We start from the raw sequence: 13,400 nt of genomic DNA on the forward strand, positions 1-13,400 counted from the left end.
GTGACTCTGGTCGTGCCGCGAGAACAGTGAAAACCCGGCAGCGCGCCGGGAGTTGCGAGGGGCCCATGAGCCAGCCGATCCATCCCGACGCCCGCACGAGACCGGGCGGCACCTACGAGACGCCGACCCTGTTACCCACCGCCGGCCAGGAACGGACGTACGCCCTGATCGTCGCCGGGATACCGCTGCTGCTGATCCTGCTGATCGCCGTCCTGCCCTCGCTGGCGTCCGCGAACACGGGGTCCTCCGGGGCCTCCGGGTCGTCCGGGGCCTCCGACGGGGCCGGGAGCGGTGCCTGGTACGCGTCACCGAGCGAGGAGTACCCCACCGAGGAGTATTCCGGCACGGACGACGACACGGGGCTGTGGGTGCCCACCGTCACCCCCTCCGTCACCTCCTCCGCCTCTTCTACCGTCTCCCCCTCGGTCTCCCCCTCCCAGACCGACGGTCCCGAGGCGACCGTCCTCGCCTACTACGACGCCATCAACGCGCACGACTTCGAGACCGCCTGGGAGCTCGGCGGCAAGAACCTCGGTGACGCAGGCGGCTACCAGGGCTTCGTGCTGGGTTATCAGGACACGGCACGGGCCGAGCCCACCGTCGAGTCCGTCGACGGCGACACCGTCACGGTCGGTCTCCTCGCCGAAGGGACGGACGGCACGCGGACGTCGTACCGCGGCACCTACACGGTGGTGGACGGGGTCATCACCGGCGGCTCGATGAAACCCACCGGCGAGAGCGGAGCGGCGACGCCATGACCAGTGACACCACCGTCTCCGTCGCCGGGCCGGCCCCGGACCGCGCGCCGGGCGACGCCATGAGCAACGCGACCCGGCTGCTGTGCGCGGGCACCTATCTCGATCCGCTCTACCGGGCCTCCGTCATACGGGAGTTGCTGACCCACCGGTTCCGGGTGGTGGCACCCTCGTACGGCTACGACGCGGTGCCCGTGCTCGCGCACGCGCTGGCCGCGCGCCGGTTGCAGCGGATCCGGCTGGCCGTCCTCGGCGCGGGCCTCGCCGGTACCGTCTTCCTGACCGCGGCCGGGGTCCTGGGCGGGTTCACCGGGTTCCTGACCGCGCTGTGGCTGTGCTGGGTCACCGCCTACCTGCGGCGGGTCGTCACCCTCCAGACCCTGGTGGGCCGGCTGGGACAGGGCAGCGGCGGGTTCACCGGCGCGTATCCGCGCCGTCCGCTGCTGACGCCCGACCTGGTGTCCAAGATCGACGACGAGCAGGCCTCGGACGGCACCGTGGTCCACTACGGCGGGTACAAGCCGTTCGTGGGCGCGGGCGAGCCGGTACGGCAGTGGTCGACCGCCGAACTGCTGATCGGCGCACCGCTCCCGGTGAACGAGCAGGGCCAGCGGCACCCGGGCGCGGCACCGGCTCCCGAGACCCCGGCCGCCCAGGAACCGAAGCGCAAGGAGGTCATCCCCTTCACCGTCGAGAAGATCACCGCCTGTGTCGCCGAGCGCATGACCGCCGAGCTGCGCGAGCGGGCACGGCGGTCGGAGCGGATCGACGGTCTCGCCGTCGAGCGGTCCACGTTCACCACGGCCGACCCGAACCGGCGCGGCCCGGGCGGCCGCTCCCCGGTGGACGGCGAGGGGCGCTGGGACGAGGTCTACGACTCCGCGCGCGCGTATCTGTGCGTGCGGGTGGGCTCGTGGAAGCAGGAGCTGGTCACCACGGCGTTCGTGGGCTTCGACCTCAAGGGCAACACCCTGCACACCGAGTTCTACTCGTACGTGCTGGCCCCGATCAAGGCCGACTTCCACCTGGTGGACCGGCTGCCCGCCGCCCTGAACGCCCGGCTGCTGGCCCGCGTCGGGTGGGACACCCTGCTCGGCGCGCCCGAGGCACTGGTACGACCGGTCCTCGCCCGGCTGCGGACCTGGCTGCCCGGTCTGCTGCCCTGGCGCTGGAACAGGAACCGGATCCGGGTGCTGCTGCCGCTGGACACCAGCGAGTTCCGGCTCGGCCGCTACGCGGACCTCGTGCCCGACCGCGGGGCGCTCACCAGCATCCGGGAGATGGCCACCAGCGAGGACTTCCTGCACTTCTTCCAGGAGACGGACACGATCAAGTACACGCAGATCGTGGAGCGCCAGCTCCTGCACGTCATCCGTGGCTTCCTGCACGAGCACAACGTCGACCTGGCGGAGCACGAGGCACGTCAGACGAACATCCTCAACGACTACGGGAGCAACAACAACTTCATGACCGGCGACAACAACACCGCCAACTCCGGCACGCAGAACTTCTACCGCGGCCCCGGCGCGGGTCAGGGGGGCGGCACCGCATGAGCGACACCTCGACGGGCGGCGGCGGTCACCGCAGCGACTACGGGCACGGCAACGACTTCGGGCACGGCAACAACTTCGTGACCGGGAACAACAACACCACCAACTCCGGGACGCAGAACTTCTACGACGCCCCGCCGGCCGCCACGGCCTCCGCCCCTGCCCAGGTGCGGCCGGGGGCGGGCGACGACGGTCCCTCCGCGGACGTCAGCCGCAATGTCTTCGTCGTGCACGGGCGGGACGAGGAGGTGCGGCTGAAGATGTTCGATCTGCTGCGCCTGCTCGATCTGCGTCCGCTGGAATGGGAGGACCTGGTCCGGGCCACCGGGCAGACGGCGCCGTTCCTCGGCGAGGTCGTCGCCGGTGCCCCCGCCCGGGCGCAGGCCGCGCTGGTGCTGCTCACCCCGGACGACGTGGTGCAGCTGCACCCGGCGCTCCGGGGCGCGGTCGAGCCGCCGTACGAGACGGAGCCGACCGGCCAGCCCCGGCCGAACGTGCTGATCGAACTGGGCATGGTGCTGATGGCGTACCCGGAGCGGACGCTGATCGTGGAGATCGGCGAGCTGCGTCCGGTCTCCGACATCGGGGGCCGCAACGTCATCCGCTTCGACGGCTCGGCGGCCGCCCTGGGCAAGATCGTGGAGCGGCTGAAGGGTGCCGGCTGCCGGGTCAACGACACGGGCTCCGACTGGCGTCAGACCTGGCCGTACAGCCGCCTGGCGGCCTACGGCCGCACCGGGCGCGGAGTGCCGCCCACCCCGTGAACCGCGGTACGGGCCCGGTGGTCGTCCACGGCCGGGGGAGGGGCCCGTACCGCCCGGCCCGTACGCCCGGCGGCACCACCCGACATCAGACACGGCACCCACCACCCGGCCGGGACGGCCCGGCGTCAGACACGGCGCCCACCACCCGGCCGGGACGGCCCGACATCAGACACAACACCCACCACCCGGCCGGGACGGCCCGGCATCAGACACGGCGCCTACCACCCGGCCGACACCACCCAGCACCAGACACGGCACCCACCACCCGGCCGGGACGGCCCGGCGTCAAACACGGCGCCCACCGCCCGGCCGGGACGGCCCAGCATCAGACACGGCGCGCACCACCCGGCCGACACCACCCAGCACCAGACACAACACCCACCACCCGGCCGGGACGGCCCGGCATCAGACACGGCGCCCACCGCCCGGCCGGGACGGCCCAGCATCAGACACGGCGCGCACCACCCGGCCGGGACGGCCCGGCGTCAGGCCTGGCGCCGGGCCCCCGTCGCCAGGCCCGCCAGGAAGGCCGCGGTCTCCGGCAGGTCGATCCGCCCCAGCTCACCGGGGCGGACGACCACGTGCAGCTCCCGGCTGAGCGGCCGCTCCCAGGCGTGGACGACGAACGACAGCAGGATCAGCCGCAGCAGGGTGTCCTCGTCGAGGTCGTGCAGCCGGGCGAGGCCCGCCCCGGTCAGCGGCATGGTGACGCGTTCGAGTTGACCGTGCCGGCGGACGGCGTCCCACAGCCGGTCCAGCCCGAGCCACAGGTCCTGGACGCTGGAGGACGCGACGCAGTCGGCGCCCATCCTGCTGTAGGCGACGGCGAAGACCAGCCGCGGCCGGGCGCCGAGGACGGCGACGGTGCCGATCGGGTACCGGTCCCGCTTGCCCCGCGGCTTGTCCCGGGCCCGTTCCCGCACCACCGGCGCCACCCCGTGCAGCGCCGCGGCCAGCTCCGCGTCCAGCCGTCCGGCGTCCCCCTCGTAGCGGCGGGTCAGCAACTGGCCCTGCACACTGGTGTCGTTGATGACGAAGCCGTCGTCCACGAGGGTGTCGAAGGTGTCGGTGAAGCCGACGACCAGATGGCCGGGCTGGTCGAAGAGGTCGCCCTCCTCCACCACCACCGTCATCCCGGGGCGCCCGAACTCCTGCCGTACGGCGGCCTGCGGACGGGCCCGGACCAGCCCCCAGGCCAGGCACAGCGCCACGGAACAGGACGTCACCCAGCCGGGATGCCGGACGAGGTCCGGAAAGAGCTGGCCGACGAACTGCACGACGGCCGACACCGCGCCGAACGCCACCAGCACACTCGCGGCGAACACCCGTCTGCCGCGCCGTGATCCCGGCAGCCGCGCCCGTGCGGGCCGGTGCGGCGCGGACGGCCCGGTCGATCGCATACATCCCTCCAGAACGCCTTGGTACGCTGAGTTCTCTCCTGACGGGCCATCACGCGGTGAAGGGGGCAGAGCGCGTGGAAACCCGGACACCGAGCGTGCGCGTGAGCGTCCTGGGTCCCGTCCGGCTGGACGTGAACGGCGCCGAGGCGCATCTCACCCCGCTGACCGCGCGCCTGCTGGTGCGGCTGGTCGCCGCCGACGGCGAGGCCGTACCGGCCCGGCAGCTCTACCGGGACGTCTGGCAGCCGACCGCCGAACTGCCCCGCCAGGATCTGCGGGGCCGCAACGAGGTGCAGAAACGGATCCTGGAGCTGCGCCGCGCCCTCGACCTCGCCGGCCCCGGCATCGGCGCCCGGATCGTCCGCACCGCACAGCTGCCGACCGCGCGCGGGGTGGAGAGCAGCTACCAACTCGTGCTGGCGACGGACGAGTTGGACAGCTCCGAGTTCACCCAGCTGGTCGGCGGCGCGCTGCGCGCGGCGCCGGCCTCCGCCGTCCGGCTGCTGGCGGAGGCGCTGCGGTTGTGGCGGGGCCGCCCCCTGGCCGAGGTCCACGACGAGGCGTTCGCCGCCGCCGCGGTACGGCGGCTGACCCGGCTCCGCGACACCGCCCGGCGCGAACTGATCGCCGGACACAGCGCGTTGGGCCGCTACGACCTCGCCCTGCCGGTCGCCGAGCAGAGCGCCCGGGAACGGCCGGACGACCCCGAGGCCGCCGCCGCCCTCACCCGGCTGCACGACCGGCTGCGGGAGCGGCACGGCGGCGAACTGCTGCGGCACACCCTGCGCGGACTGCGGGTGGACGTGGTCGTGGTGCGCGGCGACCTCTTCGAGCAGGAGGACGCCAATCTGGTCGTGGGCTTCTCCGACACCTTCGACACCTCCGCCGACGACGTCGTCATCAGCCGGGAGAGCGTGCAGGGCCAGCTGGTGGAGCGGCTCTTCGAGGGCCGGCACCGGCTCCTTGACGACGGTCTGCGCCGCGGGCTCAAGGAGGTCACCCCGCTGGCCACGGAGAGCGTCCGGGCGAAGCGGCGGGGCCGCCGCACCCGCTATCCGGTCGGTACGGCGGTGGCCGTCCCCGTCGGCGCCCGCCGGGTCTTCGCCCTCGCCTACTCCCGGCTGGGCAACGATCTGCGCGCCCGCTCCGCACCGGCGGACCTGCGGCTGAGCCTGGAGCGCCTGTGGCCGGCGGTCGCGGTGCACGGCCTGTTCAAGCCGGTGGCCATCCCGCTGATCGGCGCGGGACTGGCCCGGGTCGTCGAACTCGACCGCACCCAGCTGCTGTTGCTGATCGTCGAGACCTTCACGGAGAGCCTGCGCGACGACCCCGCCGTCTCCCCCGAGCTGCGGGTGGTCATCCGGGCCGACGAGCTGGAGCGGACGGATCTGTCGGCGGTCGAGGCCTTTCTGCGGGACATGGACGAACGGTCGGCGGTCCCGCCGACGCACGCGAGTTGACCTGGTCACTCCCCCAGCAGAGATCCATGGCCGCTTCCCCCGACAGCCGCCATCCGCTTCCGGCCTGCTTCCGGACGACTTCCAGCCCTTTTCTGTCGACACCTGAGCCTGAGAATCAAGGCACACCCCCTTGACCGGTCTCTAGTGTCGACACTAGAGAAGTGCCCATGAAGCCCATCCAAGCAACCGAACGCGACCGGACCGACACCTCCGGTGTGCCGATGCGGGCCCGTGTCCGGGCTCTCCTCGCCGCCGGCGCGGCCACGCTCGCCCTGCCCGCCCTGCCGTCGCCCGCGCACGCCGCGGCCCGGGCGGCCGGCACCCTGTCGGTGGGTGCGGGCGAGACCTACGTCCTGGACACGACGACCCGGCTGAGCGCGCTCACGATCGCCGAGGGCGGGACGCTGGCCGTCCCGGACGGGTACACGCTGACGCTGACCGTCGACGGCGTGGAGACCGGCTCGGCGATCACACCGACGCTCGCGACGAGCACCACCCTCGCCCCGGGGGCCTACGAGGGCGACCTGGTGCTGACCGTGGCCGAGCTGACCACGGCCGCCTTCGCGGGCGTGACCTTCTCACTCCGGCAGGCCCTGTACGTCGGGGCGGGCGGGGCGGTCGCGGCCAGGTCGGCGCTGTCTGCCGTGACCGGCGGGCAGGTGACCGACTCCGCCGCGGACGGCGTGCGGATCGTCTCGACCGGGGAGGCCTTCGACGGGGTCTACGTGGCCGAGGGCGGCACCTACACCGTGCGGGACTCCGGGTTCGCCTTCACCGGCAACGGCCGCTGCGACTTCGTCGGCGACGGCGCGGCCGTGGTCGGGACGGGCCAGGGCACCCGCCTGACGCTGGACGGGGTGACGATCGAGAACGTGGGGGTCGTGCGCACCGGCGTGGTCGCGGCGGACGGCTGCGCCCTGCTGGTCAAGAACTCCCTGATCCGCTGCCTCAACGGGGTCCTGCCCGCCGACTACGTCCCGGCGGGCGGCGCCGACATGCTGGTCGTCCCCTGGCGGCTGGGCATCTCCGGCAACGTCCGCACCGTCAACCTGCTCGGCACGAACACCACGGCCACCTATCTCTCCTCGACCGTCGAGTCCGGGACCTGGGGCGCCTTCTCCACCGACTCCACGTCCAACTCCCGCGCCACGGCGATCAACTGCCGGATCGCCAACCTGGGCGACGAGGGGTACGCCACGTTCGCCGACGGCGCCATCGACGAGCGGCTGCTCGGCTGCGAGATCGACGCGGGCACCTATGCGACGATCATCGGCGCCTCCAACGGGACGGTGACCTACGGCGACAGCACGGCCGAGGCCGTCGCGGCCCTCAACTCCGAACTGTCGCTGGGCCTTTCGGACGACGAGCTGGCCGCGCTGCCGGTGCGCGGCAGCCGGATCGACTCCCGGGGCTTCGGTGTGCTGTGGCACGGGGCGGGGACGCTGGACATCGGCGGGGCGACCGCGCTGAGCACCCTGGACACCACGTTCCTGGTCAAGGCCGTGCGCGCCACGATCACCGTCGACGGCTCCCAGGGGGCGAGCATCAGCAGCGGCAACGGTGTGCTGCTGCAAGTCATGGAGACCGACAACCCCGGCTCCCTCAACGGCGTGTACACCGAACCCGTCGGCGATCCGGTGCGCGACGGCTCCTTCGACGTCACCGCGGTGCACTCCTCGGACACGACGGCCTCCTTCGCCGCGACGGATCTGCGGGGCGACTTCTTCAACGCGCGCCGCAGCGGGCAGAACCTGGTGCTCGCCTTCGACGGCTCGACCGTCGCGGGCGTCCTGTCCGCCTCCGTCTCCCGGCACGCCGTCGACTCGATCAGCTCGGCCGAGTACGCCGAGCTGGGCCATGTCACCAACACCGTGGGTCCGGTCGTCAACAACGGCGTCCTGGTCACCCTGACCTCGGGCTCGGTCTGGACGGTGACCGGCACGTCGTACCTCAGCGTCCTGACCCTCGACGCGGACTCCTCGGTGACGGCCCCGGACGGGGGCACGGTGACGATGACGGTGGACGGGACGCCGACGGAGCCCGAGCCGGGCCGGACCTACCGCGGGGCGATCACGCTGAGCGTGGAGTGAGCCGGGCCCGCGCTATACGAAAGCACGGTCCCGTTACACGTGGTTCACAGCCGCACACCGTAGGTTCCCGTGCCCATGACAAGGCCGTTCCTCCCGGCCTCCCCTCCTCCACACGAAGGGCACCCCCTTTTCCCATGAGCAACCACAAGAAGCACCGGAGCCGTCGCATCCTGGCCTTCGGCACCGCCGGCGCGTTAGCGCTGGGCGCGAGCGTCGCGGCGATGGCCTCGGCGACCGGGACGGCCACCACGACCGCCGCCACGGCCACCGTGTGCTCGTCCGACCTCGTCTTCACCGAGTCGAGGGTCTCCGCCACGGTCGGCGACAACCCCCGGCACGTGGTGACCGGCGACCTCGACGGCGACGGGAACACCGACGTCGTCGCGGCCGACAACGACGCGGACTCGCTGTCCGTGCTGCTGGGCAACGGCGACGGCACCTTCGGCACGGCCACCGAGTACGCGGTGGGCGACAAGCCGTACCAGTCCGTGATCGCCGACTTCGACGCCGACGGCACCCCGGACATCGCCACCGCCGACTTCGACGGCGGCACCGTGAGCGTCCTGCTCGGCACCGGGGACGGCGCCTTCGGCACCTCCGTCCAGTACACCGTCGGCGGGGGCGCCCGCTCGCTCGTGCCCGGCGACATCGACGGCGACGGCCATCTGGATCTGGCGGTGGCCGAGGAGAGCGGCGGCGGGGTGAGCCTGCTGTTCGGCGACGGCACCGGGGCGTTCACGGTCGACCTGGAGGCCGTCACCGTGACCAGGCCGCACGGGCTGGTCCTCACCGACTTCGACGGCGACGGCGCGCTCGACGTCGCCACCGCCAGCGTCGCCACCGCGGGCGGGGTCAGCGTGGCGCTCGGCAACGGCGACGGGTCCTTCGGGGACGTCACCGAGTACGCCAGCGTCGCCCGGCTCTACTCCATCGCCCAGGGCGACTTCGACGGGGACGGCGAGACCGACCTGGCCACCATCAGCAACGGCTCCAACACCCTGGAGATCTACGCGGGCGAGGGGGACGGCACCTTCGCGGACCCCGTCGACTACACCACGTCCGCCCTGCCGGTCGCCGTGGGCGCCGCCGACCTCGACGGCGACGACGTGACGGACGTCCTCGTCTCCTCGGTCAAGGGGAGCTCCGTCACCGTCTTCCAGGGCACCTCGGGCGGCGACCTCACCGAGCTGACCGAACTGACGTCCGACGGGGCCTACGACGCGGCGGCCGCCGATCTGACGGCCGACGGCACCCAGGACCTCGTGGTCGCGAGCAGCAGCAGCGACGAGGTGGACGTCTTCACCGGGTCCTGCGACTGAGACCGGCCCCGGGGCCGGCGACGGGGTGACGACCCCGCCGCCGGCCTGCGTCACTCGGCGGGCAGGGTGAGTGCCACCTTCCCCGTGACACGGCCGTCGAGCAGCCGTCGGACGGCCGCGGCGGTCTCGGAGAGCGGGTAGACACGGTCCACGACCGGCCTGAGCGTGCCCGCGTCGAGGAAACCGGTCAGGTCGCGCAGTCCGTCGGCGTGCTCGGAGGCGATGAAGGTGCCCAGGTGCTGTCCGGTGAACGGGGACAGCAGCTGGGCGCGCAGCTGCCGGTCGGTGCCGCCGAGCCAGCGACCGCTCGTCTCGCCTCCGGTGATGACCAGCCTGCCGCGGGGTGTGAGGGCGCGGCGCAGATCCCGCAGGCTCCGGTTGCCCGCGATGTCGATGACGACGTCGTGGCGTTCCGGCCCGGCGAGGAAGTCCTCGCGGGTGTAGTCGATCACGCGGTCGGCGCCCAGTGCCCGTACGGTGTCGAGCTTGGGAGTGCTCGCGACGGCCGTGACCCGGGCGCCGAGCGCGTGGGCGAGCTGGACGGCGAAGGTGCCCACGCCGCCGGCGGCTCCCGTGATCAGGACCCGCCGGCCCTCCTGGACCCTGCCCCGGTCGCGCACCGCCTGGAGCGCGGTGAGCGCGCTGACCGGTACCGTCGCCGCCTCCTCGAAGGTGAGCCCGGCCGGCTTGGGAGCGATCCGGTCGGGGCGGGCGGCGGCGTATCCGGCGAACGCGGCGGGCGCCGTGCCGTAGACCTCGTCGCCGGGCGCGAACCCGGTCACGCCGGAGCCGACCGCCTCGACGACGCCGGCGAGGTTGCGACCGGGATTGGGGAGCTTCGGCCCGCGCAGCCCGCTCACGGGCCGGACCGCGTACGGCAGACCGGCCATCAGATGCCAGGTGCCCCGGTCCACGCTGGAGGCACGCACCCGCACCAGTACCTCTCCCGGCCCGATGCCGGGCCTGGCGAGCCGCGCGGTGCGCAGCACGGCCTCCGGCTCGGCGCCGTAGCGCTCCTGCACGACGGCTGCCATGGTCCCGGTCCCACCGGTCGTCGCGATCGGCTTGTCCGTGTTCCGCATCATCACTGCCCCCGGTGTCCGAAGCCCGCTCGTTCCGAGCCTGCTTACTTACGTTGCTTACTTACGTCGTAAGTTTCTTACTTACGGCGTAAGTACAGCACTTACGCCGTAAGCTCGTCAACGCTGGGAGACCACAAGAGGGAGTGACCGTCCACCGTGAACCGACGTACGACCCCGCAGCCGGCCCGCGAGACGCTCACCCGGCAGCAGGTGCTGCGTGCCGCCGTGGAACTCGCCGACACCGGCGGCCTGGAGGCGCTGAGCATGCGCAAGCTCGGGGAGGCCGTCGCCGTCGAGGCGATGTCCCTGTACAACCATGTGGCCAACAAGGAAGACCTGCTCGACGGCATGGTCGACCTGGTGTTCGACGAGGTCGACCTGCCCACACCGGGTGACGACTGGCGACAGGCGATGCGGCAGCGGGCCGTCTCCCTGCGCCTGGTGCTGTCCCGGCACCGCTGGGCCATCGGTCTGATGGCGTCACGGTCCGCTCCGGGCCCGGCCACCCTGCGTCACCACGACGCCGTTCTCGGCTGCCTGCGGCAGGGCGGGCTCTCCCTCACCCTGACGGCCCACGCCGTCTCGGTGCTCGACGGCTACATCTACGGGTTCGCCCTCCAGGAGAAGGCCCTGCCCTTCGGCACCCCGGCGGAGACCGCCGAACTGGCGGATTCGATCATGAGCGGTTTCGGTGCGGGCGAGTACCCGTATCTGACCGAGATCGCGACCGCTCACGTCATGCGTCCCGGGTACGCCTACGGCGACGAGTTCGCCTACGGGCTGGACCTCATCCTCGACGCCCTCCAGCGAGCGGCGGGCTGACCTCCGCGGCCCCCTGGGTGAGGCGCAGGAGTACCGCGGTGCCGGGGCGGGGCAGGGAGACCGTGAGGCGGGATGTGGTGGGGTCCCAGGCCGTGGTGGCGCCGGAGGCGGCCGGGTAGTGCACCGTGGGGCGGATGCCGGTGCCGCGCAGGTGGGGGATCGGGAAGGTGCGGGTGCCGTCGTCGAGGGTGCGCGGGGCCCCGGGGGCCGGTGCGCGGCGCCATACGGTGAGCCAGGTGGCGGCGCCGGACGGGCCGCGCAGGCCGTGGGCGAGCCAGGTGTCCTCCCAGGCGGGCAGCCCGAGCGGCCAGAAGGGAAGGCCGGCGGGGATCTCCGCGCGGAGGGACTTGTAGGCGGAGACGGCGGAGCGCACGAGCGCGGACTGCTCCGGGCTCATCCGGTCGAGGAAGCCGGACAGATGGATACGGCCCTGGAGTGCGCCGGTGAGGGTGAAGGCGATCTCGTCGGGAGTGAAGTGCGGCTGGGGGTAGGCCCAGACGGCGGCCTGTTCCGGCGTGACGGCGGTGGCGGCGGCCGCGGCGATGGGCGGGTAGCGGGAGGGGTCCTGCTGGTCGCTGGTGGACTGCACCTGGGTGACGGCGAGTTGGGCGTGGTCCATGCGCAGTCCGCCCGAGGCGCAGTTCTCCAGGACGAGGCCGGGATACCGGTCGAGCAGGGAGCCGAGCCAGTCGAGGTGGGCGCGGTGGTGCCCGAGCAGTCCGGCGCCCGCGCTCTCGGTTCCGTTCTCGGTGCCCACGCCGATGTTGACGTTGTAGTCGAGCTTCAGATAGCCCACTCCCCAGTCGCCCACGATCCGGTCGACGACCTGGTCCAGGTGGGCGCGGGCGGCGGAGTGGCGCAGGTCCAGGTGGTGCCGGCCGTGCTCGGTGACGCGGACCCCGCCCCGGCGGAAGAAGGCCGCGGGCGGCAGGGTGCGGGCGAGCGGGCTGCGGACGCCGACCACTTCGGGCTCCAGCCAGAGGCCGGGGGTCATGCCGTGCCGCGCGATGGCGTCCAGCACCTCCCGGATGCCGCCGGGGAAGCGGCTGCGGGAGGCCTCCCAGGCGCCGACGGCGTCCCACCAGCCCTGGGCGTCGTCGTCGTACCAGCCGGCGTCGACGACGAACACCTCGGCGCCCGCCGAGGCCGCCGCCGCGACGAGCGGCAGGAGCTTGTCGGTGGTGGGGTCGCCCATCAGGGTGTTCATGTAGTCGTTGTAGATCACCGGGAGGGCCGTGTGATCGGGGTGGGGGCGGCGCGTCCGGCGGCGGTAGGAGGTGAGTTCGCCGAACGCGGCGTCCAGGCCTCCGGTCCGGGTCCCGACGACGACGGCCGGGACGGTGGTGAACTCCTGCCCGGGCGCGAGGGTCTCGTGCCACTGGTGATGGGCGTCGTCGGGGCCGAACAGGGCGACGTAGACGGCGCCTTCGCGTGCGCCGGTCTCATAGCGCCAGCCCGCACTGGACTCGATCTGCCAGAGCCAGGCGCGTCCGGCCGGATCGGTGAGCGCGGCGAGCGGCAGATGCCGGCCCGTGGACCAACTGCCCTGCGAGGAGCGCTCGAAGCAGCCGCGTCCCTCGTGACCGTGGGCGGACCGGCTCAGGGAGACGACCTGATCACGGAAGGGGGCCCGGCGCCAACGGCATTCGGCGAGCCAGTCGTTGTCCGCCCAGTGCAGGGTCGGACCGTCCACGGAGCCCTCGGAGTCCATCAGTCCGCCGACGACCAGGCTCGACACGCTCTCCAGCCGGAGCGGGGTGTTGCCCTCATTGACCAGGCGCACCTGGGAGCGCAGATGGCCGGCGCCGGGGCTGGTCCGCAGGGCGATCTCGGCGGCGAGGCCGGTCACCGGGTCCGCCAGCCGGATCGTGGTGGTCACCCGGTCGCCGTCCGCCACCGTCGAGTGGCCCCGGTGGGCGAGGCGGCCGCCGACGGTGGTGTCGACGAACCGCTCCCCCGACCAGGTGCGGCCGTGCCCGGTGACGGTGACCTCGACGAGGGGCGACAGACGGTCCCAGTCCTGGCCCGGCACTCCCAGCCGGACCGCCCCGGCGGAGTCCGCCACGGCGTGCAGGCCGAGGACGTCATGGGTCCACAGGACGGTCTGCCCGGCTGCTTCGCCAGCGGTGGCCAACGCGGTGTCCCCTCGTCCGTGCGT

10 protein-coding genes are annotated in these 13,400 nt (G+C 72.9%); 7 read left to right on the forward strand and 3 right to left on the reverse strand.

Annotated elements, in window-relative coordinates; translation table 11 throughout:
• The first annotated feature begins 65 nt into the window (after positions 1 to 65).
• Genes ACYQ8Q_RS15045 through ACYQ8Q_RS15055 form a run of 3 tightly spaced genes read left to right on the forward strand, consistent with a single transcriptional unit; the run spans position 66 to position 3,069 of the window.
• Positions 66 to 758 carry a nuclear transport factor 2-like protein gene (locus ACYQ8Q_RS15045; protein ID WP_460065248.1) on the forward strand — a complete coding sequence of 231 codons (693 nt, stop codon included), beginning with the start codon at positions 66 to 68 and terminating at the stop codon, positions 756 to 758.
• A complete protein-coding gene (locus tag ACYQ8Q_RS15050) occupies positions 755 to 2,308 on the forward strand; it encodes a hypothetical protein (RefSeq protein WP_460065250.1) in 1,554 nt (517 codons plus the stop codon). Before ACYQ8Q_RS15045 ends, ACYQ8Q_RS15050 begins: the two co-directional genes overlap by 4 nt.
• The gene (locus tag ACYQ8Q_RS15055) at positions 2,305 to 3,069 is read left to right on the forward strand and encodes a TIR domain-containing protein (protein WP_460065252.1); all 765 of its coding nucleotides are present in this window, start codon (positions 2,305 to 2,307) and stop codon (positions 3,067 to 3,069) included. Before ACYQ8Q_RS15050 ends, ACYQ8Q_RS15055 begins: the two co-directional genes overlap by 4 nt.
• 485 nt (positions 3,070 to 3,554) lie before the next feature.
• Here the strand turns inward: ACYQ8Q_RS15055 and ACYQ8Q_RS15060 are convergent, their stop codons facing one another.
• Positions 3,555 to 4,469, reverse strand: a complete 915-nt coding sequence (locus ACYQ8Q_RS15060; protein WP_460065254.1) for a macro domain-containing protein — start codon at positions 4,467 to 4,469, stop codon at positions 3,555 to 3,557.
• Positions 4,470 to 4,570: 101 nt separating this feature from the next.
• On the opposite strand from ACYQ8Q_RS15060, the gene ACYQ8Q_RS15065 reads away from it, so the two are divergent.
• The 3 genes from ACYQ8Q_RS15065 (at position 4,571) to ACYQ8Q_RS15075 (ending at position 9,338) form a co-directional block, all read left to right on the forward strand.
• On the forward strand, positions 4,571 to 5,929 hold the full coding sequence (locus ACYQ8Q_RS15065; RefSeq protein WP_460065256.1) for a macro domain-containing protein: 1,359 nt from the start codon (positions 4,571 to 4,573) through the stop codon (positions 5,927 to 5,929).
• Between the two features lie 167 nt (positions 5,930 to 6,096).
• Entirely contained in the window at positions 6,097 to 8,019 is a 1,923-nt protein-coding gene (locus ACYQ8Q_RS15070) for a hypothetical protein (protein WP_460065257.1), read from the forward strand.
• 134 nt (positions 8,020 to 8,153) lie between these two features.
• Entirely contained in the window at positions 8,154 to 9,338 is a 1,185-nt protein-coding gene (locus tag ACYQ8Q_RS15075; RefSeq protein ID WP_460065259.1) for an FG-GAP repeat domain-containing protein, read from the forward strand.
• A gap of 50 nt (positions 9,339 to 9,388) precedes the next feature.
• Here the strand turns inward: ACYQ8Q_RS15075 and ACYQ8Q_RS15080 are convergent, their stop codons facing one another.
• Positions 9,389 to 10,372, reverse strand: a complete 984-nt coding sequence (locus ACYQ8Q_RS15080; RefSeq protein ID WP_460065260.1) for an NAD(P)-dependent alcohol dehydrogenase — start codon at positions 10,370 to 10,372, stop codon at positions 9,389 to 9,391.
• 204 nt (positions 10,373 to 10,576) lie between these two features.
• On the opposite strand from ACYQ8Q_RS15080, the gene ACYQ8Q_RS15085 reads away from it, so the two are divergent.
• Positions 10,577 to 11,242 carry a TetR/AcrR family transcriptional regulator gene (locus tag ACYQ8Q_RS15085; RefSeq protein WP_460065262.1) on the forward strand — a complete coding sequence of 222 codons (666 nt, stop codon included), beginning with the start codon at positions 10,577 to 10,579 and terminating at the stop codon, positions 11,240 to 11,242.
• Here ACYQ8Q_RS15085 and ACYQ8Q_RS15090 read toward each other — a convergent pair.
• Positions 11,208 to 13,376, reverse strand: a complete 2,169-nt coding sequence (locus ACYQ8Q_RS15090) for an alpha-galactosidase (RefSeq protein ID WP_460065263.1) — start codon at positions 13,374 to 13,376, stop codon at positions 11,208 to 11,210. The genes ACYQ8Q_RS15085 and ACYQ8Q_RS15090 overlap by 35 nt on opposite strands.
• Positions 13,377 to 13,400: the final 24 nt, after the last annotated feature.

Source organism: Streptomyces sp. YKOK-I1, from assembly GCF_054660435.1.